This is a genomic window from Achromobacter sp. NFACC18-2 (genome assembly GCF_900108985.1).
GTDB lineage: Bacteria > Pseudomonadota > Gammaproteobacteria > Burkholderiales > Burkholderiaceae_B > Achromobacter.
In genome coordinates, this window is the sequence record NZ_FNYM01000003.1 from 449,318 (window position 1) to 470,982 (window position 21,665).

At 65.3% G+C, this 21,665-nt stretch carries 17 protein-coding genes and 3 tRNA genes; 14 read left to right on the plus strand and 6 right to left on the minus strand.

Annotated features, from left to right (window positions below):
• Positions 1–18 precede the first annotated feature (18 nt).
• Genes BMW75_RS06920 through maiA form a run of 3 tightly spaced genes read left to right on the plus strand, consistent with a single transcriptional unit; the run spans position 19 to position 2,166 of the window.
• Complete coding sequence (locus tag BMW75_RS06920) at positions 19–495, plus strand: FKBP-type peptidyl-prolyl cis-trans isomerase (RefSeq protein WP_092578030.1); 477 nt, start codon at positions 19–21, stop codon at positions 493–495.
• Positions 495–1,472 (plus strand): 4-hydroxy-3-methylbut-2-enyl diphosphate reductase, encoded by a 978-nt coding sequence (gene ispH, locus BMW75_RS06925; RefSeq protein WP_076519640.1) that lies wholly within the window; start codon positions 495–497, stop codon positions 1,470–1,472. Before BMW75_RS06920 ends, ispH begins: the two co-directional genes overlap by 1 nt.
• A gap of 49 nt (positions 1,473–1,521) precedes the next feature.
• Positions 1,522–2,166, plus strand: coding sequence for a maleylacetoacetate isomerase (gene maiA / locus BMW75_RS06930; RefSeq protein ID WP_092578031.1), 645 nt, complete (start codon positions 1,522–1,524; stop codon positions 2,164–2,166).
• 13 nt (positions 2,167–2,179) lie between these two features.
• Here maiA and BMW75_RS06935 read toward each other — a convergent pair whose 3' ends face one another.
• The 4 genes from BMW75_RS06935 to BMW75_RS06950 all read right to left on the minus strand — a co-directional run bounded on the left by BMW75_RS06935 (position 2,180) and on the right by BMW75_RS06950 (position 5,868).
• A complete protein-coding gene (locus tag BMW75_RS06935; RefSeq protein ID WP_092578033.1) occupies positions 2,180–3,625 on the minus strand; it encodes a DegQ family serine endoprotease in 1,446 nt (481 codons plus the stop codon).
• 63 nt (positions 3,626–3,688) lie between these two features.
• The gene (locus BMW75_RS06940) at positions 3,689–5,017 is read right to left on the minus strand and encodes an ATP-binding protein (RefSeq protein ID WP_092578035.1); all 1,329 of its coding nucleotides are present in this window, start codon (positions 5,015–5,017) and stop codon (positions 3,689–3,691) included.
• Positions 5,014–5,673, minus strand: a complete 660-nt coding sequence (locus BMW75_RS06945) for a response regulator (RefSeq protein ID WP_076519648.1) — start codon at positions 5,671–5,673, stop codon at positions 5,014–5,016. Before BMW75_RS06945 ends, BMW75_RS06940 begins: the two co-directional genes overlap by 4 nt.
• A gap of 119 nt (positions 5,674–5,792) precedes the next feature.
• A tRNA-Thr gene (locus BMW75_RS06950) sits at positions 5,793–5,868 on the minus strand.
• 215 nt (positions 5,869–6,083) lie between these two features.
• Here BMW75_RS06950 and BMW75_RS06955 point away from each other — a divergent pair.
• The 3 genes from BMW75_RS06955 (at position 6,084) to BMW75_RS06965 (ending at position 8,343) form a co-directional block, all read left to right on the plus strand.
• Positions 6,084–6,159, plus strand: a tRNA-Asn gene (locus tag BMW75_RS06955).
• A gap of 108 nt (positions 6,160–6,267) precedes the next feature.
• Complete coding sequence (locus tag BMW75_RS06960; protein ID WP_092578073.1) at positions 6,268–7,335, plus strand: CobW family GTP-binding protein; 1,068 nt, start codon at positions 6,268–6,270, stop codon at positions 7,333–7,335.
• A gap of 102 nt (positions 7,336–7,437) precedes the next feature.
• The gene (locus tag BMW75_RS06965) at positions 7,438–8,343 is read left to right on the plus strand and encodes a LysR family transcriptional regulator (RefSeq protein WP_092578037.1); all 906 of its coding nucleotides are present in this window, start codon (positions 7,438–7,440) and stop codon (positions 8,341–8,343) included.
• A 914-nt stretch (positions 8,344–9,257) separates the two neighbouring features.
• Here BMW75_RS06965 and BMW75_RS06970 read toward each other — a convergent pair.
• A tRNA-Met gene (locus tag BMW75_RS06970) sits at positions 9,258–9,334 on the minus strand.
• Between the two features lie 63 nt (positions 9,335–9,397).
• Between BMW75_RS06970 and scpB the strand changes: the two genes are divergently transcribed.
• The 8 genes from scpB (at position 9,398) to typA (ending at position 21,114) form a co-directional block, all read left to right on the plus strand.
• Positions 9,398–10,627 (plus strand): SMC-Scp complex subunit ScpB, encoded by a 1,230-nt coding sequence (scpB, locus tag BMW75_RS06975; protein WP_092578038.1) that lies wholly within the window; start codon positions 9,398–9,400, stop codon positions 10,625–10,627.
• A gap of 17 nt (positions 10,628–10,644) precedes the next feature.
• Positions 10,645–12,465, plus strand: coding sequence for a 23S rRNA pseudouridine(2605) synthase RluB (gene rluB, locus BMW75_RS06980; protein ID WP_254791944.1), 1,821 nt, complete (start codon positions 10,645–10,647; stop codon positions 12,463–12,465).
• 473 nt (positions 12,466–12,938) lie between these two features.
• The gene (gene rimP / locus BMW75_RS06985) at positions 12,939–13,439 is read left to right on the plus strand and encodes a ribosome maturation factor RimP (protein WP_092578040.1); all 501 of its coding nucleotides are present in this window, start codon (positions 12,939–12,941) and stop codon (positions 13,437–13,439) included.
• Complete coding sequence (gene nusA, locus BMW75_RS06990; RefSeq protein WP_076519655.1) at positions 13,436–14,914, plus strand: transcription termination factor NusA; 1,479 nt, start codon at positions 13,436–13,438, stop codon at positions 14,912–14,914. The genes rimP and nusA overlap by 4 nt, the downstream gene beginning before the upstream one ends.
• Before the next feature lie 96 nt (positions 14,915–15,010).
• The gene (infB, locus tag BMW75_RS06995) at positions 15,011–18,076 is read left to right on the plus strand and encodes a translation initiation factor IF-2 (protein ID WP_092578041.1); all 3,066 of its coding nucleotides are present in this window, start codon (positions 15,011–15,013) and stop codon (positions 18,074–18,076) included.
• A 24-nt stretch (positions 18,077–18,100) separates the two neighbouring features.
• Positions 18,101–18,502, plus strand: coding sequence for a 30S ribosome-binding factor RbfA (gene rbfA, locus BMW75_RS07000; RefSeq protein ID WP_076519658.1), 402 nt, complete (start codon positions 18,101–18,103; stop codon positions 18,500–18,502).
• 39 nt (positions 18,503–18,541) lie between these two features.
• Positions 18,542–19,294, plus strand: coding sequence for a tRNA pseudouridine(55) synthase TruB (gene truB / locus BMW75_RS07005; RefSeq protein WP_076519660.1), 753 nt, complete (start codon positions 18,542–18,544; stop codon positions 19,292–19,294).
• Complete coding sequence (gene typA / locus BMW75_RS07010) at positions 19,291–21,114, plus strand: translational GTPase TypA (RefSeq protein WP_092578042.1); 1,824 nt, start codon at positions 19,291–19,293, stop codon at positions 21,112–21,114. Before truB ends, typA begins: the two co-directional genes overlap by 4 nt.
• A 91-nt stretch (positions 21,115–21,205) precedes the next feature.
• On the opposite strand, the gene BMW75_RS07015 is transcribed toward typA, so the two are convergent.
• Positions 21,206–21,604, minus strand: coding sequence for a tautomerase family protein (locus tag BMW75_RS07015; protein WP_092578043.1), 399 nt, complete (start codon positions 21,602–21,604; stop codon positions 21,206–21,208).
• Positions 21,605–21,665: the final 61 nt, after the last annotated feature.

Sequence of the window (21,665 nt, forward strand, 5' to 3'; positions counted from 1 at the left end):
TCCATACGGTGGCAGATCGTGAGCATCGCCTCTAATGAAGTGAACGTTTTGGTCCGTCCGGATTCCTACCTGACGCTGCATTACCGGATCACGCTGGCCTCCGGGCCCGGCGAAGGTTCGGTGTTTGCCGACACCTTCGACGGCCGGCCCGGCACCCTGCAGATGGGCGGCGGCCAGTGGGCGCCCGGCCTGGAAGCGGCCTTGGTGGGCCGGGCGGAAGGCGAGAAGTTCAGCGTCACCATCGCGCCGGCCGACGCCTATGGCGACCGCAACCCCGAACTTATCCAGCGCGTGACGCGCGCCATGCTCGCCGAACACGCGGGCGCGGATGCCACGTTCGAACCCGGCGACCTGGTGGAATTCACCGCGCCCAACGGCGGACGCTATTCGGGCGTCCTCAAGGAAATCAACGACGACTCCGCGTTGTTCGATTTCAACCACCCGCTGGCTGGCATCAGCCTGAAGGTGGATGTGGCGCTGCTGGGGGTTCTTTGATGAGCCAGGTCGTCACCGCGTCCGACGCCGAAGTCCTGTTGGCGCAACCGCGCGGCTTCTGTGCCGGCGTGGATCGCGCCATCGACATCGTCGAGCGGGCCATCGAACTGCACGGCGCGCCCATCTACGTGCGCCACGAGATCGTCCACAACCGCTATGTCGTGGAAGACCTGCGCGCCAAGGGCGCCATCTTCATCGACGAGCTCGAGGACGCGCCGGCGGGCGCCATCGTGGTGTTTTCGGCGCACGGCGTGTCCAAGGCCGTGCGCGCCGAAGCGGAATCGCGCGGCCTGCAGGTGTTCGACGCCACCTGCCCCCTGGTCACCAAGGTGCATATCGAAGTCGCGCGCATGCGCGCCGCCGGCCGCGAGATCATCATGATCGGCCACAAGGGGCATCCCGAGGTCGAGGGCACCCTGGGCCAGGCGCAGGGCGGCATGTACCTCGTTGAAACCGTCGACGACGTGGCCAGCCTTGCGGTCACGGATCCCGAAAACCTGGCCTATGTGACGCAGACCACGCTGTCCGTGGACGACGCGGCCGCGGTGGCGCAGGCGCTCAAGGCGCGGTTTCCCAGCATCGCCGAACCCAAGAAAAGCGACATCTGCTATGCCACGCAGAACCGTCAGGACGCGGTCAAGGTCATGGCGCCCGAATGCGATCTGGTCCTGGTCGTGGGCAGTCCGAACAGCTCGAACTCCAATCGCCTGCGCGAAGTCGCCGAGCGCAAGGGCGTGGCGTCGTATCTCATCGATGGCGCGGACTCGATCGATCCGGCCTGGCTGGCCGGCCGCAAGCGCATCGGCGTGACCGCCGGCGCCTCCGCGCCCGAGGTCCTGGTGCAGCAGGTGATCTCGCGCGTCAAGGAACTGGGCGCCGTCTCGGTGCGCAAGATGCCCGGGCTCGAAGAGAACGTGGCGTTCCCGCTGCCCAAGGGCCTGTCGCGCAAGGCGGCCAAGACCGAATCGCTGGAATGAACAAGCGCCGCCCGGCTGGGCGGCGCCAGAAAAACACCGAGGAGACTCCATGCAGCTCTACAGCTACTTCCGCAGCTCGGCCGCGTACCGGGTGCGCATTGCCCTGAATCTCAAGGGCCTGCCGTACGACTATGTGCCCGTGCATCTGCTGAAGGACGGCGGCCAGCAACTCTCCGTCGACTACCGCAAGGTGAACCCGACTGCGCTGGTGCCCACCCTGGTCGATGGCGATGCCGTGATCGGCCAATCGCTGGCGATCATCGAATACCTGGAAGAAACGCATCCCGAGACGCCGCTGCTGCCGGCCGACGCCATCGGCCGCGCGCGGGTGCGCGACCTGGCGCTGGGCATTGCCTGCGACACGCATCCGCTGAACAACCTGCGCGTGCTGAAGTATCTGAAGCACACGCTGGGCGTGGACGAAGCCGCCAAGACCGCCTGGTACAAGCACTGGGTGCATCAGGGACTCGAGGCCCTGGAGGCCCAGTTGGCAAACTCCAGCGCCACCGGCAAGTTCTGCCATGGCGACACGCCCACCATCGCCGACCTGTGCCTGGTGCCGCAAGTGGCCAATGCGCAGCGTTTCGAGTGCGACCTTGCGGCCATGCCCAATGTGCTGCGCATCGATGCGGCGTGCCGGGCCCTGCCGGCGTTCGAAGCGGCCGCGCCGGGCAGGCAGCCCGACGCGGAGTGAGCCGAAGGGCGGATCAGCCGACCTGCACCGGCACGAAGATCTTGTCTTCGCCGCGCTGCACCAGCAGGGCAACGGTCTTGCCCGCCTTCGACAGTTCGGCCTTGACCTGGCCGATGTTGTGCACCGGTACGCCATTGAGCGACAGCAGCACGTCGCCGGGCTGAATGCCGGCCTTGGCGGCGGGGCCGACCGACCGCTCGATCAGCAGGCCTTCCGAGCCGGACGCCTGCTGTTCCTGCGGGCTCAGGGGGCGCAGCGCCAGGCCGAGCTGGCCGCGTTGCACTTCCTGGCCGTCCGCCGACGCTTCCGACTTGTCCTTGGGCATGCCGCCCAGCGTGGCGACGAGCTCCTTCTGCCCGCCATTGCGCCACACGTCCAGCTTGATCTTCTCGCCGGGGGCGGCCATGGTGATGGTCGAAGCCAGGTCACCCGATGACACGATGGTCTTGCCGTCGATCTTGCGCACCACGTCGCCCGGCTGCAAGCCGGCCTTGGCGGCCGCGCTGCCCTTCTCGACGCTGGACACCAGCGCGCCCGACGGCGAATCCAGCTTGAACGAATCGGCCAGGTCCTGGTTCACTTCCTGCACCGTCACGCCCAGGCGGGCATGCTGCACCTTGCCGTGCTCCAGGATCTGGTCCTTGATCTTGTAGGCCAGGTCGATGGGGATCGAGAACGACAGGCCCTGGAAGCCGCCGGTGCGGCTGTAGATCTGCGAGTTGATGCCCACCACTTCGCCGCGGTCATTGAACAGCGGACCGCCCGAGTTGCCGGGGTTCACGGCCACGTCGGTCTGGATGAAGGGGACGGAGGTGTCGTCCGGCAGCGAACGGCCCTTGGCGCTGACGATGCCCGCCGTGGCCGTGTTTTCCAGGCCGTAGGGCGAGCCGATGGCCAGCACCCATTCGCCCACCTGCAACCGGTTGACGTCGCCCACCTTCACCACCGGCAGGTTCTTCGCCTCGATCTTGATCACGGCGACGTCGGTCTGCGGATCGGCGCCCAGGACCTTGGCCTTGTACTCGCGGCGGTCGGTCATCTTCACGGTCACTTCCTTGGCGTCCTGGACCACGTGCGCATTGGTCAGGATGATGCCGTCCGGGCTGACGATAAAGCCCGAACCTTCGCCGCGCATGGGCACTTCACGGGCCGGCGCGCGGCCTTGGTAACCGGGGATCTGCCCGAAGAATTGCGCGAACGGATCGTCGCTGTCCTCGGCGGACACCTTGCGCGTGCCGCTCACGCTGATGTTGACGACGGCCGGGCCGAAATCGCGCGTGATCTGCGCGAAGTTGGGCGGCACGGATGCGCTGATCGGCTGGGAAACAGCGGCGGCGGCGGGGGCGTCGGCGGCCATCGAGACGCCGCCGGTCAGGGCGGTTGCGCCCGCACCGCCAATGGCGCCGGCGGCCAGCAGCGCCAGGACGAGGCGCGAGGGTTTGATTTGCGTGGTCTTCATGTCGGCTCCTGCGATCATGTTGGGAACATGGCGCTATCTTCGGGCCTGACACTTAGGTGAAACTTAAGCGGGAAAATCCACGCGGGCGCGCAGGCCATGGCCGGCGGGCGCGTCTTCAAGGGTGATGGTCGCGCCATGGCGGTCGGCGATGGTGCGTGCAATGGCCAGCCCCAGGCCGCTGCCATGCTCGGTGTTGCCCTCGGCGCGGTAGAACCGGTCGAACACGCGTTCCCGCTCATGGGCGGGGATGCCAGGCCCCTCATCGTCGATCAGCAGCGAAACCCGGTCCGGCTTGTGGTCCACGCGCATGCCGATGCGCCCGCCGGCAGGCGAGTGCTTGATTGCGTTGTCCAGCAGGTTGCGCACCAGCAGCACCAGCGCATCGCGATCGCCCTGCACCTGCGCATGCGCATTGTCCTCGAGTTCGATGTCGATCGACCTGGCGTTCGCCTGCGGCAGGGTTTCGGACAGGGCCTGGCGCAGTACGTCGGTCAGTTCCACGGGCGCGAGCGGTATCCGCTCCTGCGCGCCTTCCTGACGGGCCATCGACAGCAGTTGTTCGACCAGGCGCGTGGCGCGGTCGATGCCCGCCGTCAGGCGCTGTTCGGCAAGCTGGCGGGCATCGGGGGCGGCTGCGCGTTGCAGCGCCTGCATTTGCAGGCGCAAAGCTGCCAGCGGGGAGCGCAGTTCGTGCGCCGCGTCGCCCACGAACTGCTTCTGCTGCGCAAACGCGCCCCGCATGCGCTCGAGCAGCAGGTTCAGCTCCTGCACCAGCGGGCGGATCTCATCGGGCAGTCCTTGCACGCTCACGGGCGACAGGTCTTCGGGCTGGCGTGCGGCCAATTGCGCGCGCGCCCGCTTGACCGGGCGCAGCGACCAGCTCACGACGCACCAGATGATCAGCATCAGCAGCGGGGCCGCCGCGGCAATCGGCGCGACGGTGCGCAGCGCCAGGGCGCTTGCCATGTTCTTGCGCACGCGCATGTCCTGCGCGACCTGGATCACCTGGAAGGGCGTGGCCAGCGAATACACGCGATAGGTTTCGCCTTCGAGGCGGGCGTCGGAGAAACCCAGCACGATCTGGCTGGGCAGGCGAAGGCGAGAGCGCGAATTGAAGACGCGCAGGCCGTCCGGCGTCCAGATCTGGATGATGAGGTCGTCGGCGACCGGCGAGGCCGACCCGCGCGCGTGGGTCGGCCCGGTGCTGAGCAGGCCGTCGCCCGTGCCCAGCGACAGCGCCGTGCGTTGCAGCAGCGAATCGAAGATATCGTCGGCTTGCGCCAAGGTGCTGCGGTAGGCAATCGTGCCCTGCACCAGTGCGCCGACCGCGATTGCCGCCAACAGAAAGAAAAGCAGCCTGGCTCTCAGTGAGTAGCTAAGCGGAATGCTCATGCTTTGGGAATGACATAGCCGACGCCTCTGACGTTCTGGATCAGGTTCGGACCCAGTTTCTTGCGCAGGCCATGAATATAAACCTCAACCGCATTGCTGCTGATGCTGTCTTTCCAGCTATAGAGCTTTTCCTCGAGCTGGGCGCGCGAAAAAATCATGCCGGGGCGCGCGATCAGGGGCTCGAGCACGGCCCATTCGCGGGCGGTCAGCGCCACCGGCGCGCCATCGACCATGGCGGCATGGGACTGCGGGTCGATCGTGATGCCGTCGTGCTCGAAGATGGGTTCGGCCCGGCCCGCGCTGCGGCGGATCAGGGCGCGCATGCGGGCCAGCAGTTCGTCCACGTCATAGGGTTTGACGATGTAGTCGTCCGCACCCGCGTCCAGCCCGGCAATACGGTCGCTGACAGCGTCGCGCGCCGTGGCGATGAGCACCGGCGTGCGGTCCTTGCGCGCGCGCAGGTCGCGCAGCAGGGTCAGGCCATCGCGTTTGGGCAGGCCCAGGTCGAGCAGGACGAGGTCGTAGGGATCGGTGCGAAGCGCCGAATCGGCCGCGCTGCCGTCCTTCACCCAGTCGACGGCGTAGTGTTCCGCGCGCAGGCAGTCCAATACGCTTTCGCCGATCATGATGTCGTCTTCCACGAGAAGAATGCGCATGGTGGTTTCCGCAGGGGTGGTCCAGACGGTTGGACGCGCGGCGATCGGCGCGAGTTCCCCGCCTGCGGTGGTCCGCGGAAACGAAAAAAAGCAGCCCGAAGGCTGCTTTTTTGGAATTCTGGTGCCGGCAATAGGAGTCGAACCTACGACCTTCGCATTACGAATGCGCTGCTCTACCAACTGAGCTATGCCGGCAAGACCATTTGCTTTTGTTTCTGGACCAGGCCGGAAAGCGCTAAGCAAAACATCTTTTTCTTTCCCGGTTTGTTGCCTTTTTTGGGGCCCGATCTGGAAAGACCGAAATCATATCAGAATTTTTTGGCGATGGGCAAAGCGCGCCTGAAAAAAGTTGGAAAAATATCGGATTTGCATCCGCCAAAATTTTCGTTCATAATTTCGGTCTTGGCAGATCCCCGATAGCTCAGTCGGTAGAGCGACGGACTGTTAATCCGCAGGTCGCTGGTTCGAGCCCAGCTCGGGGAGCCAAAGAATTTTTGGGCCGCTCACGCAAGTGAGTGGCCCTTTTGGTTTTTGGGGTTTTTGCGCTTTTTACATGCACCCGCGCCTTTGCGCGGCATCATGGGATCGATCGGCATGAACGACGATGACGACAAGGGTGTCCAGGATCGCCGCAATGAGGGCGCGTCCGGCCAGAAGGCGGCCGCGCAGGACAAGCGAATCGGCGTCACGGTGATCTCCGGATTCCTGGGCAGCGGCAAGACCTCGCTCCTTAACCGCCTGCTGCAAGAACCGGCCTATGCCGATGCGGTGGTCATCGTCAACGAATACGGCGATGTCGGTGTCGACCATCATCTGGTGCGGCTCGCGCCCGACAGTGTGGTGCTGGTCGAGGGCGGCTGTCTGTGCTGCGTGGTCAGCGGGTCGGTGGTCGACACCTTGCGCGACCTTTTCATGCAGGCCCTCGGTCGCAAGATCAAGCCGTTCCGGCATGTGATCATCGAGACGAGCGGTCTGGCCGATCCCGCGCCCATCCTCTTCACCCTGAAACATGACAGGTTCCTTGCCGAACGGTACGCCTACCGGGGCGCGGTCGTCGTGGTGTCGGCTTCGCATGGCGCCGCGCAACTCGATGCGCAGCCCGAGGCGGCCCGGCAGCTAGCGCTTGCCGACATCGTAGTGATCAGCAAGTCCGACCTGGTCGATGCGGCGCAATTGCATGATGTCCAGGCGGCGGTGGCTGCGGTCAATCCTGGCGCGTGGCGCTGCGTGCAGCGTCCGGATGCGCCGCTGGCCGCCCCGCTGCGCGACGGCCCGGAGCTTCTTGCGCGGCGGGATGGGGCGGGCACGTCGCAATGGCTGCGCGCCTTTTCCACGCGCACCGCGGTGCGGCATGCGGACGTCAGCAGTTTTTCGGTCGAACTGGAGACCGCGCTGCGCCGGTCTGCGTTTCTTGCGGGAATTGCTCGTATCCAGGAGCGTTACGGGCAGGGTGTGCTTCGGATCAAGGGGCTGGTCTGCTTCGAAGGCGAACCGCTGCCTTGCGAGGTGCACGGGGTGCATGGCGAGCTCTACCCGCTGCGACCCTTGAGCGAGTGGCCGGATGATGAACGCGCCTCGCGGCTGGTGTTTATCGTGCGCGGACTGCCTGCGCCGGAAGTGGCTGCCGCCGTGCGCAGCGCGCTGGGTCAGTCGCCTGACTGATCCATTCCGAAGGACCCCGTTTCATTGGCCGATATTCCGTTGCTGATGCGCCGCTGAAATACGGTATAACCGGTACGGTCTGATGCACGTACCGAGACAATCATGGACCGTCTGAAAGCCATGCAGGTGTTCGTCGAGGTCGCCGACCGGGGTAGCCTGTCGGCGGCTGCCGTCCATCTGGACATGTCGCGCGCCATGGTGTCCCGCTACCTGGCCGAGATGGAGCAATGGGTAGGCGTGCGTCTGTTGCATCGCACCACCCGGCGCTTGAGCCTGACGCCGGCCGGTGCCGAAACCTTGCCCCGTTGCCGCCAGATGCTCGATATGGTCGGCGATCTGCACAGCGCCGTGGCCACTCCCGAAGACACGCCGCGCGGCCTGCTTCGCATCACCACGAGCATGTCGTTCGGCGCGCGTCTTCTGGCGCCCGCCGTGACGGACTACGTCAAGCGGCATCCGGGCACGTCGGTCGACCTGATGCTGGTCGAGCGTGCGGTCAATCTGGTGGAAGAGCGCGTCGACCTGGCAGTGCGCATCACGAACGACCTGGATCCCAACCTGATCGCCCGCAAGCTGGCGGTCTGCCGATCGGTCGTTTGCGCGTCGCCCGAGTACCTGGCGCGCGAGGGCGCGCCGGCGCGCATCGAAGACCTGTCGTTGCGCAACTGTCTCACCCATTCGTACTTCGGCAAAAGCCTGTGGCGTTTCGAGCGCGACGGCGAGCCGGTCGATGTGCCCGTAAGCGGAAGCATCAGTGCGAACGAGGTGTCGGTATTGTGCAGCGCCGCGGTGGAGGGCGCCGGCATTGCCATGCTGCCCACCTACTATGCGGCGCAATACATCGCGTCCGGCAAGCTGCAGGTGATTCTGCCCCAGTGCAAGCCGCCGGAACTCGGCATCTATGGCGTCTACGTCTCGCGTCGCCAGATGCCGCTGATTCTGCGGTCGATGCTGGATTTTCTGGTGGAGCGGCTTGGATCCGCGCCGTGGGACAAGCCGGCGGGCTAGGTTTCCCGGCTCGGCGCGGCTTGAGGGGGGAATATAAGGCGGTATAATTTGCCGCAGTTTTTGGCGTGTCTGGCCAGGCCGGGCGCTCGGGAAATTCCTTTGAAGGGTTTTGCTTTGAAGGCGGTTTCTTTGAAGGCGCATTGCGGCAGGTCCTTTCGCGCCAGCATTCGACCTTAGAAAAACCTAACAAACGTTCCGGCCTGGTGGCAGGCCGGCGCAATGCGGAGCCGGGCTCCGCCTGTGCGAGGGGGCGTGTCGGTCTTGCAGGCGGCGTTTTCCGCCGCGCCGCGGTGGCCGATGCCTGTTGGTTCTAGTCTTTGCGATCAATTCCCGCGGAATTGAATTGGCGCCGGAGGTTCCGGCGCGTTCCGCAGCCATATTGGCAATTCGCGTCAGCATTGCTGGCGCCAGCTTTTCCAGAATTTGCTCAGACGTTTGCCGCAGCAGCGCTGCCGCGGCAGGCGTTCTGCCTCACGGGCGTCGGCGCGGCAGGTTCGCGCGTGGCCGCTGCATGGGGCGGGCGCGTCGGTGAAACAGGAACCCAGTGATAATAAGTACGCAAACCAACATCGATTGTTGCGGCACCGCTCATGCGGTGGCCGCGGTGTTTGCGGATGGGTTGTATGCGCATGGGCGGCGGGATGACCCGCGCCTCGGGCAGGGCGGGGCGGTCCGAGGCGAACGCGGGATTTCTTTCGAAACTGAGCGCCCCTCGGGGGCTTGTGTTTTGTCGCATGGCGCTGCCGGCGGCATCGATGCTGGCCGCTGCTGCTGTCGCTGCGGTTGCCGCCGCGGTTGCCGCTTCATGGGCGTTCGCGCTGTGCGTGTTCTTGCTGTCCGCGTGCTCGCCACGCATCGACTCTGCGCCGGCGCAAATGAAAAAGGCCCGGCGAATCGCCAGGCCTTCATCAATTTGGTTGCGGGGGCAGGATTTGAACCTACGACCTTCGGGTTATGAGCCCGACGAGCTGCCAGACTGCTCCACCCCGCGTCTGAGAAAAGAATATTAACCCTATTTCCAACCTAGCGCAAGTTAGCCCCTTTTTGAATTTGGATGTCGATGAACGATAGCGAGGCAATACTCGTGCTGGAAACCGCGCTGCTTTGCGCGGTGCAGCCGATGCAGATTTCCGATATGCGCAAGCTGTTCGGGGATGATGAACAATTCGACCACGCCACGGTCCGCCGGCTCCTGGAGACGCTGCAGGGCAACTGGGCCGATGCCGGGCTGGAGCTCGTGCAGCTCGCCTCCGGCTGGCGTTTCCAAAGCCGTCCCGCCATGCAGCGTTACCTGGAGCGGTTGAGCCCCGAAAAGCCGCCCAAGTATTCGCGCGCGGTGATGGAAACCCTGGCCATCGTCGCGTGGCGCCAGCCCGTGACGCGCGGCGACATCGAAGACATTCGCGGCGTGACGGTTTCGTCGCAGATCGTGAAGGCGCTCGAGGACCGTGGCTGGATCGAAGTCATCGGCCACCGCGACGCGCCGGGGCGTCCGGCGCTGTTTGGCACGACGCGCCAGTTCCTGGATGATTTGGGATTGCGCGCGCTGGATGAGTTGCCGCCGCTGGAAACCGCCCACGCCGCCGCCGCGCTGGCAGGCCTGGATCTGGGCGAAGTGCAGCAGGTGCTGGGCGAGGCGCCGGCGCCGGGGCAGGGCGAGGCCGGCGAGCAGGACGATGTCGCCCCTGAATCAAGCGTTCCCGATCTCGAGGCGGCCGGGCAAGGCCCGGACGGCGAGCCGCAACCGGCCCTCCAGGACGGCGAAAATGCGCCTTCTGAGGCCCCGGGCGCGGAAAGCGGCGAAAACTTCTCCGTTGCGGAATTGTCTGTTTCGGAAGATGATGCCCCCATAGCTGCCATCGATAGCGTAGAATCGCTGCTTTCGCGCACAGAAGAAGGCGCGGATCCCGCAGACGAATTCACCGTCCGGGAGCAAGCCGAAGGCTTGTCCGATACGCCGCCCTCGTCCGATCTTCCTGACGACAGGGCTGGCAACGACATTTCCAATATGGCCGCCGATGCCTTTGAGGCAGGTGCTGCAGAGGAAAGAGTCGAGAACGCAAAACACGCGGAACCGACTGACCCGACTGACAAGACCGATACCGTGGCCCTTGGCGACGCCAGGCGTGAGCCCGTTCATGGTCTTGGCAATCCCGTTCAGCCTGACCCCGATACCGCAATCGCGGCCTCGGAAGAGGCGGACCCCGAGCGGTCCGGGTCGGGTCACGATTCGGCGTCCCCAGATGATGACGTGCCTGCTCCCGGCAGGCCTACCCAAGTTTGAAATTCGGAGCTGTCCCAGTGACAACGAATACAGCAATTCAGGACGACACCCCCCGCTCGGATGACGCCGTTGCCGGCGCGCAGCCGGAATCCTCCGCCACACGCGAACCGGCCGTCGAAGGCGATGCCGGCGCCCGCGGCCGCGGACGCAAGCTGAGGACGCCGTTCCGCCGCCGCCGGGGCGATGCCGCCGCCGAGCAGGCTCCCGGCGCCGAAGGGCAAGCCGCCGCGCCGGCAGCCCCGGCCGAGTCCGCGGACTCCCGTGGCGGTGAGCAGGAAGCCGAGCAGGCCCTGGCCTACCTGGACACGGCCGATCGCATGGAGCAGCGGCTGGGCAAGTACCTGAACAGCGAAGCGGTCATGCCCAAGCTGCACAAGGTGCTGGCCGATGCGGGCATCGGTTCGCGCCGCGAAATGGAAGAACTGATCGTCGCCGGCCGGGTGTCGGTCAACGGCGAGCCGGCGCATATCGGCCAGCGCGTCGGTCCGAACGATCAGGTGCGCGTCAATGGCAAGCCCATCATGCGCACGAACACCAAGAAGCCGCCGCGTGTGATCCTTTATCACAAGCCCGCCGGCGAAATCGTCAGTCACGACGACCCGGGCGGCCGCGCCAGCGTCTTCGCGCGCCTGCCCAAGCTGCGCACGGGCAAGTGGCTGTCGGTCGGTCGCCTGGACCTGAACACCGAGGGTCTGTTGATCTTCACGACCTCGGGCGACATGGCCAACCGGATCATGCATCCGCGCTACGGCACCGAGCGCGAATACGCGGTCCGCGTCTTGGGCGAGATGGATGAGGCGACGCGCCAGTCGCTGGTGGACGGCATCGAACTCGAAGACGGCCTGGCCGCGTTCGGTTCGCTGGACTACCTGGGCGGCGACGGCAGCAACCGCTGGTATCGCGTCACGCTGCAGGAGGGCCGCAATCGCGAAGTCCGCCGCATGTTCGAAGCGGTCGGCGTCACGGTCAGCCGCCTGATCCGCACCCGCTTCGGCGATGTGGTCCTGCCGCGCACGCTGCGCCGGGGCCGCTGGGACGAATTGGACGCTTCGCTGGTGACGGCGCTGATGGTCCAGCTGGGATTGTTGCGTGAAGACGACGACGCGTCGGGCAACCGCCGCCGCTCCAAGCAGCCGCAGTCGCACGACAGCGCTCTGCCTCCGGGCTTCGGCACGCTGGACCGCAATGGCATGAACGGCGCCCGTATCGGCCGCCGCGGCAAGCTGCAGGGCGGCGGGCCGGGCAGCGCGGGCCAGACGCTCGCGTGTCCGTCCGATCCCTTTGGTACGGGCCTGATGATCGCCGGCGGTTATGCCAACGGCCATCCCATTTCGGGCGAAGGCGGCCTGGGTAATCGCAAGGGCAAGGCCGGACCCCGCGCCGCGGGCGGCGGCAAGTCCGGTGGAAAGGCGGGCGGACGTCCCGGCGGCAAGCCGCGCGGCCCGCGCGCCGCGGCGAACGCGCCGGCTGGCAATGTGGTGTCCGCCAACGTGGCGGCTGGTAGCCCGGCCGAGGCTCCTGCCGGCGCAGGGCGCCGGCCCGGCGGTAAGTCGGGCGGCAAGCCCGCTGGTGGTAAGCCGGCGGGCGCGCGCGGCGGCAATGCTGGCCGCGGCGCCAAGCCGGCAGCGGGCGGCCGTGGCGGCAGCAAGGCCGAGGGCGCGCGCACGGGCGGCAACAAGGGACCGGGTGCGGGCGGCAAGCCGCGCACGCCGCGCGGCGGCGGTTCCTCCCGTGGCGAGGGATCGCAACGTGGCGACGACTGGCAGCCCCGCAGCGCTTCCGCGCACGAGTCCCGCCTGGGCGTCGTGGGCAGCGGCCGGGGGCGTCAGGGACGCTGATCCCTGTGGGGCGGCAGTGCAAACGCGCTGCCGCATCGGACGCATCCCCGTGGATGCGTCCCATATAAACGTAAGCCCGTGACGAATCAGGCGTTTTTCCAGTTTATCTGGTAAAATCAATGGTTTTCATGGCTTCGCGTCATTTGCTTTTTGCCGGATGCACGGGTTTTGCAGTGCGCTTTACCGCAAAAGGCACGTCGGCGGCGTTTCTGCCGGCCGGGCGCATCGCTGTTGTGCTGGCATGTTTGCCGGGCGCTGTATGCAGCAGTCTCCTTGGCGCGGCCGCAATCTGCGGGCGGCGCACAGGCTCCGCGGCACCCCGGACTTACGTCGGGTAGGCAGGGCGGCGCAAGCCAAAAATTAGGTCGCAATATAGGGCGCTGCCCAGCATTGCTCCTTACGTGCAGTAGGGAAGCGGCTGGGCTCTGTGCAATATCGGTGGGCTGGGCGTGCAGCCCATTTTTTTTGAGTATATGGCTGATTTATTCGCATTGACCGAAGAGGCTCTGGCTGGCATGGACGTCGAACTTGTCGACGTCGAGCGTGCCGCCCTGGGCCTTTTGCGCGTCACGATCGATCGGGTCGGCGGTGTGCGCATCGAAGACTGCGAGCAGGTTTCCCGCCAGTTGTCGCGGGTCTATGAGGTCGAGAACATCGACTACAAGCGGCTGGAAGTCGGTTCGCCGGGCGTGGACCGCCCGCTGCGCAATGAGGCTGAATTCCGCCGCTTCGCAGGTGAGCGCATCGAAATCAAGCTGCGCGAGGCATTGGACGGCCGCAAGGTCTTTTCGGGCACGCTGACCGTGCCGGAAGACGGCGCCGCAGCCTCCGACGCTGCAGGAATGCACAAGACCGTGTTCGGTCTCGAATTTGAGGCAAAAAAGAACGAAGTCCAGGTGTTGAACTTCACGGTCGATGACATCGAGCGTGCAAAACTGGATCCCGTTCTGGATTTCAAGGGCAAAAAGCGATGAGTCGCGAAATTCTTCTGTTGGTCGATGCCTTGGCGCGTGAAAAGAACGTCACGCGTGACGTCGTGTTCGGCGCTCTCGAAAGTGCGCTGGCCTCGGCCATGAAAAAGCGCTTCAAGGATGATGCGGACATTCGTGTTTCCATCGATAGGGAAACCGGTGACCACGAAGGCTTCCGCCGTTGGCTGGTCGTGCCCGACGAGGCTGGCCTGCAAGAGCCCGACAAGCAGGAAATGCTGTCGGACGCGGTCGAAATCGTTCCCGGCATCAAGGAAGGCGAGTACATCGAAGAGCCCCTCGAACCCATCGAGTTCGGCCGTATCGGCGCGCAGGCGGCCAAGCAGGCCATCCTGCAGAAGATCCGCGATGCCGAGCGCGAGCAGGTGCTGAACGACTTCCTGGACCGCGGTGAAACCATCGTGTCCGGAACGATCAAGCGCATGGACAAGGGCGACGCCATCGTCGAAACGGGCAAGATCGAAGCGCGCTTGCCGCGTTCCGAAATGATCCCCAAGGAAAACCTGCGGGTGGCCGACCGCGTGCGCGCCTTCGTGTTGCGCGTGGACCACGCCGCGCGTGGCCAGCAGGTGATTCTTTCGCGCACCTCGCCCGAATTTATCCGCCAGCTCTTCGAGAACGAAGTGCCCGAGATCGAACAAGGCCTCCTTGAGATCAAGGCTGCCGCCCGCGACGCCGGCGTGCGTGCGAAGATCGCCGTCGTGGCATACGATAAGCGTATCGATCCCATCGGGACGTGCGTGGGCATGCGCGGTTCGCGCGTGACCGCCGTGCGCAATGAACTCGGCGGCGAGCAGGTCGATATCGTGCTGTGGTCGGAAGACCCCGCGCAGTTCGTCATCGGCGCCCTGGCGCCGGCCAATGTCGAGTCCATCGTCGTCGACGAAGACAAGCACGCCATGGACGTCGTGGTGGACGAGGAAAACCTGCCCAAGGCGATTGGCGCCAAGGGCCAGAACGTGCGCCTGGCATCAGAACTGACCGGCTGGCAGATCAACATCATGACGCCGGAAGAAAGCCTGAACCGCCAGGAAGTCGAGCGTTCGGGCCTGCGCACCACGTTCATGAGCAAGCTGGACGTCGATGAGGAAGTCGCTGACATCCTGATCGATGAAGGTTTCACCGGTATCGAGGAAATCGCCTACGTTCCCATGCAGGAACTGCTGGAAATCGAGGCGTTTGACGAAGACACCATCAACGAGTTGCGCGCCCGTGCCCGCAATGCGCTGCTGACCGAGGCAATTGCCCAGGAAGAGCGCCTTGAGACCGCACAGGATTTGCTTGAACTCGAAGGCATGACGCCGGAACTGGCCGCCAAGCTGGCCGAGCGTCAAGTGCATACGCGTGATGATCTGGCCGAATTGGCCACGGACGAACTGGCGGAAATCGCCGGTCTGACCGAAGAGGAAGCCAGCGATCTCATCATGCGTGCCCGTGCCCATTGGTTCGACGAAGAATAACCATAAGGACACGGATCTGCGGTGGAGGAAGCCTTGCATCGTCCACCGCAAGTTCACGTTGTTTGTAATAGCTGCCTATAGGGAAGAGAGAGCCTAATGTCGAGTAATACCGTCGCCCAGTTCGCTACCGAGCTGAAAATGCCTGCCAATGTGCTGCTGGATCAGCTGCGCTCGGCTGGCGTTGACCTCAAATCGGTTGACGACTCCGTCACCGACAGCGACAAGGCGAAATTGCTCGAATCGCTGCGTCGCGCACACGGCGCAACCGAAGGCAAGAAGATCACGCTGACGCGCCGCCAGACTTCCGAGATCCGGCAGGCCGATGCCACGGGCCGCTCGCGCACGATCCAGGTCGAAGTGCGCAAAAAGCGCGTGTTCGTCAAGCGCGACCCGTCCGAACTCGCCCTGGAGCAGGCTGCCTCCGCCCGTCCCGAAGAAGACGTGGCGGCGGAAGCCGCGGCGCAGGTCTCGGCTCCGGCCGAGCCGGCAGCCCCGGAGGCGCCTGTCGCCGCCGAGTCCCGCGAAGCGGCACCTGTGACCGCCGAAGCGCCTGCTCCCGCAGTCGCGCCGGCCCAAGAGCCTGCCGTAGAGGCTGCTGCGCCGGTCGAAGCGCCCGCGGCAACCGAATCCGTCGCGGCCGAAGCGTCCGCCCCCGTCGAGGCCCAAGCGCCTGAAGTCCAGGCCCAGCCTGAACCCGAACCGACGCCGGCGCCTGCTCCTGCCGAGCCCGTGGCCGAAGAGGCCAAGCCCGAAATCAAGACTGAACCCACCGAGCCCAAGGCTGAAGAAGCCAAGCCGGAACCTGCTGTGCTAGCCAATAAGTCCGAAACATCTTCCTCCCAGGCCGCCGCGCCTGCCGCCCAGGCCCAGCCTGGCGCGAAGTCCGAACCCGTGAAGCCCGCAGCGAAGCCCGAGGCTGCCGCGCCGGTGGCCGCCCCCAGGGTCGGCAACCGCGCCGACAACCGTCGTGCTGGTCCGCCGCTCGCCGCATCCGCCGCGCCGGCCGCCCGTGACGAGGCCCGCCGGGCCGCCGAGGCCGAAGCCGCCGCGCTGCGTGAAATGCTGAACCGTCCCCGCAAGGTGCTGCGCGCGCCCGAGCCGGAGGCGCCTGCCGCCGCGCCGATCTCCGGCACGCTGCACAAGCCGGCAGGCAAGCCCGGCGCCGCGCCTGCGGCCAAGAAGGACGCCAAGCCGGCCGCTCCCGGCGCCAAGAAGACCATCAAGACCGCCGAAGTCGCTTCGACCTGGTCCGATGACTCCTCGCGCAAGAAGCCTGCCGACAAGCCGGCCGCGCCGGCCAGCCGTGACGGCTGGCGTGCGGGCGGCAAGGGCGGTGGCAAGTCCGGCGGCCGAGGCGGCCGCAACCAGCAGAACGATCGCCGCAACGAGCCGGCGCCGCAGGAATTCATCGCACGCGAAGTCCACGTGCCGGAAACCATCAGCGTGGCCGAGCTGGCCCACAAGATGTCCGTCAAGGCCGCTGAAGTCATCAAGCAACTGATGAAGCTTGGCCAGATGGTCACCATCAACCAGGTGCTGGACCAGGAAACGGCCATGATCGTGGTCGAGGAACTGGGCCACGTGGCCATCGCCGCCAAGCTGGACGATCCGGAAGCGTTCCTGGACGAATCCGCCACGCAATCCGAAGCCGAGCAGTTGCCGCGCGCGCCGGTCGTGACCGTCATGGGCCACGTCGACCACGGCAAGACCTCGCTGCTGGACTACATCCGCCGCGCCAAGGTCGCCGCGGGCGAAGCCGGCGGCATTACGCAGCACATCGGCGCCTATCATGTCCGCACCGAGCGCGGCATGGTGACCTTCCTTGACACCCCGGGCCACGAGGCGTTCACCGCCATGCGTGCCCGCGGCGCCAAGGCGACCGACATCGTGATCCTGGTGGTTGCCGCCGACGACGGCGTGATGCCGCAGACGCGCGAAGCCATCCACCATGCCAAGGCCGCGGGCGTGCCCATCGTCGTGGCCGTGACCAAGATCGACAAGCCCGCCGCCAACCCGGAACGCGTCAAGCAGGAACTGGTTGCCGAACAGGTCGTGCCGGAAGAATACGGCGGCGACGTGCCGTTCGTGGGCGTGTCCGCCAAGACCGGCCAGGGCATCGACGATCTCCTCGAAAACGTGCTGCTGCAAGCCGAAGTGCTGGAACTCAAGGCGCCGGAAGACGCGCCCGCCAAGGGCCTGGTCATCGAAGCCCGTCTGGACAAGGGCCGTGGCCCCGTCGCGACGATCCTGGTGCAGAGCGGCACGCTCAAGCGCGGCGACGTCGTGCTGGCCGGCGCAAGCTTTGGCCGCGTGCGCGCCATGCTGGACGAAAACGGCAAGCCGATTCAGTCGGCCGGCCCCTCGATCCCCGTCGAAATCCAGGGCCTGACCGAAGTGCCGGCCGCCGGCGACGAGCTGATGGCGCTGTCCGACGAGCGCAAGGCGCGCGAAATCGCGCTGTTCCGCCAGGGCAAGTTCCGCGACGTCAAGCTGGCACGCCAACAGGCCGCCAAGCTGGAATCGATGTTCGACAACCTGGGCGAAGGCACCCAGACCCTCACGCTCATCGTCAAGACCGATGTGCAGGGTTCGCAGGAAGCGCTGGTGCAGTCGCTGGTCAAGCTGTCCACCGACGAAGTCCGCGTCCAGGTCGTGCATGCGGCCGTGGGCGGCATCTCGGAAACCGACATCAACCTGGCCATCGCTTCGCACGCCGTCGTCATCGGCTTCAACGTGCGCGCCGACGCCAGCGCCAAGAAGCTGGCCGAGAACAACGGCATCGACGTGCGCTACTACAACATCATCTACGACGCCGTGGATGAGGTGAAGGCCGCCATGTCGGGCATGCTGGCGCCCGAGAAGAAGGAAGAAATCATCGGCCTGGTCGAGATCCGCGAGGTGTACAGCATCTCCCGCCTCGGCAACATCGCGGGTTGCATGGTGCTCGATGGCATCGTGCGGCGCGATTCCCAGGTCCGCCTGCTGCGCAACAACGTGGTTCACTGGACGGGGCATCTCGATTCCCTGCGCCGGTTCAAGGACGACGTCAAGGAAGTCAAGTCGGGCTTCGATTGCGGTCTGACGCTGCGCGGCAACAACGACATCCAGGTGGGCGACCAGCTGGAAGTCTTTGAAATCAAGGAAATCGCGCGCACGCTGTAAAGCAGGCGCCAGGCATTATTTCTAATGAGCCGTCACAAGTCCAAAGCCATTCCCGGCCGCAATTTGCGGCTGGCCGACCAGATCCAGAAGGATCTGGCCGGGATCATCCAGCGCGAAATCGACATGAGTCGCGCTGGACTGATCACGATCTCAGGTGTGGAACTGTCGACCGACTACGCGCATGCCAAGGTGTGGTTTACGGTTTTGGGCGCCGAGCCCGAAGCCGCCACCACCTTGCTGAACGAGAAGGCCGGCTGGCTGCATTCGCAGCTCTACAAGCTGTTGCACATTCACACCGTCCCCACTTTGCGCTTTTTCCACGACGAGCAAGTCGCCCGTGGCATCGAGATGTCGATCCTCATCGACCGCGCAAACCGCCCCGGCCCGCATTCGGGCGTTCCCGACGAGCCAGAAGACCAGTCCTGACCGGGCTGTCGTCACTGCTTCATTTTCCGGATTTCGACGATGGCTAAACGACGCGGGCTTGCGCTCGACGGTGTGCTGTTGCTCGACAAACCCGTGGGTTTGTCGAGCAATCACGCCTTGCAGCGCGCCAAACGCGCCATGGACGCGGCGAAAGCCGGCCATACCGGCACACTGGACCCTTTTGCCACCGGCCTGCTGGTGTGCTGCATGGGACGTGCGACCAAAATTTCCGGCGCGATGCTTGACGCCGACAAGGCGTATCGCGCTACGCTGCAATTTGGATCGGAAACCGATTCCGGCGACCTGACGGGCAACGTCACGGCGACCGCCGAACCGGGTTTCGTCGTCGAGGAACAGGCGCTGCGCGATGCGCTGTCACGTTTCTCGGGCACCATCGAGCAGATTCCGCCGATGTATTCCGCGCTCAAGCGCGACGGCAAGCCCCTGTACGAGTACGCGCGCGCCGGCATCGAGCTGGAACGGCCGCCGCGCCAGATCACGATTTACCGCATCGAGCTGTTGTCCCTGAGCGGGACGCAGGCAGAGATCGATGTGGCTTGCAGTAAAGGCACATACATCCGGACACTGGCCCAGGACATCGGGCGCGTGCTGGGCTGTTTCGCCCACCTGACGGCGCTGCGGCGCACGCACGTCGGGCCATTTTCTCTGGATCGCGCCGTTGAACTGGAAGCCTTGCAGGCCATGCCAGATCCCAAGCAGGCATTGCTTGCACTGAACGAATTGCCGGAGGGCTTGCTGCCCTCCACCCTGACCTTAAAGGACTCGCTATGACTCGCGCCTTGCGCAACGTCGCCATCATCGCCCACGTTGACCACGGTAAAACCACCCTGGTCGACCAGCTGCTGCGCCAATCCGGCACCTTCCGCGAAAACCAGGCGCTGACCGAACGGGTCATGGACTCGAACGACCTGGAAAAAGAACGCGGCATCACGATTCTGGCCAAGAACTGTGCCGTGGAATACGAAGGCACCCACATCAACATCGTCGACACCCCGGGACACGCGGACTTCGGCGGTGAAGTCGAACGCGTGCTGTCCATGGTCGACGGCGTGCTGCTGCTGGTGGATGCCGTCGAAGGCCCGATGCCGCAGACGATTTTCGTGACCCGCAAGGCGCTGGCCTTGGGCCTGAAGCCGATCGTCGTGGTCAACAAGGTCGACCGTCCCGGCGCTCGCCCGGACTTCGTCATCAACGCCACGTTCGACCTGTTCGACAAGCTGGGCGCCACCGACGAACAACTGGACTTCCCGGTGGTGTACGCCTCGGGCCTGTCGGGCTACGCTGGCCTGACGCCGGACGTGCGCGAAGGCGACATGCGTCCGCTGTTTGAAGCCATCCTGCAGCACGTGCCGCAGCGCGACGACGATCCCAATGGTCCGCTGCAGATGCAGATCATCTCGCTGGACTACAACAGCTACGTCGGCAAGATCGGCGTGGGCCGCATCAACCGTGGCCGCATGCGCCCGGGCATGGAAGTGGCCTACAAGTTCGGTCCCGAAGGCCAGGGCGGCCGCGGCCGCATCAACCAGGTCCTGAAGTTCCACGGCCTGGAGCGCGTCGTCGTGAACGAAGCCGAAGCCGGCGACATCGTGCTGATCAACGGCATCGAAGAACTGGGTATCGGTTGCACGGTGACCGACCCGGTCACCCAGGAGCCGCTGCCGATGCTGCGCATCGACGAGCCGACGCTGACCATGAACTTCATGGTGAACACCTCGCCGCTGGCCGGCCGCGAAGGCAAATTCGTCACCAGCCGCCAGCTTCGTGACCGCCTGGATCGCGAACTGAAGTCCAACGTGGCGCTGCGCGTGCGCGACACGGGCGACGACACCGTGTTCGAAGTGTCGGGCCGCGGTGAACTGCACCTGACCATCCTGCTGGAAACGATGCGTCGTGAAGGCTACGAACTGGCCGTGTCGCGTCCGCGCGTCGTGTTCAAGGAAGTCGACGGCGTGAAGTGCGAGCCGTTCGAGTCCCTGACCGTCGACGTGGAAGACGCCCACCAGGGCGGCGTCATGGAAGAGCTGGGCCGCCGCAAGGGCGACCTGCAGGACATGCAGCCGGACGGCCGTGGCCGTACCCGCCTGGAATACCTGATCCCGGCCCGCGGCCTGATCGGCTTCCAGAACGAATTCCTGACGCTGACGCGCGGCACGGGCCTGATGAGCCACATCTTCCACGAGTACGCGCCCATCAAGGAAGGCTCGATCGGCGAACGCCGCAACGGCGTGCTGATCAGCCAGGACAACGGCGACGCCGTGGCCTACGCGCTCTGGAAGCTGCAGGATCGCGGCCGCATGTTCGTCAATCCGGGCGATGCGCTGTACGAAGGCATGATCATCGGCATCCACAGCCGCGACAACGACCTGGTCGTGAACCCGATCAAGGGCAAGCAGTTGACCAACGTGCGCGCCTCGGGCACCGACGAGGCCGTGCGCCTGGTTCCGCCGATCCAGATGTCGCTGGAGTACGCTGTGGAATTCATCGACGACGACGAACTGGTGGAAATCACCCCGAAGTCGATCCGCCTGCGCAAGCGCTACCTGCTCGAAAACGAGCGCAAGCGCGCCGCGCGCGAAGCCGCGGTCTGAGCCTGATGGCGTCAGGCCGGGGACATCCCGGCCGACAGACAAAAAGCCGCGCATCCTTCAGGATGCGCGGCTTTTTCTTTTGAGGCGCGGCTTACGCGGCGCCGTGCTGGTGGCGATGCTCCTGCGTCAGCCCGCCATAGCCATAGGCGGCCGCGCGCGCATCGATGACGTGCACGTACGAGCACTCGTGCAGCTCGCCCAGGATGTCCTGGAATGCGCCGTAGATCGCCTTAATGAAGCGCGCCTTCTCGGCCTTGGTATTGGTTTCATCGGTCACGCTGATGTCCAGATGGAACGCGTTCCTGCCAAGCGCCGACAGGGGTTGGCCGCCGATGTACCACTGGTCGTGCGCAATGTGCTGGAGGGTGATCGCGATGACGGGCAGCTTCTTGCCCAGCACCGATTGGGTCAGACCGGCCACGGCATCGACGATGCGGCGGTTGATGGCGGGGTCCGGCGCGCCGGAGACGTGGATGACGATGTGCGGCATGAGGGGGCTCCTGGTTGAGTGGCACCCCGCCAGTCTAGGGACGCTGTTGACATCGGAAAAG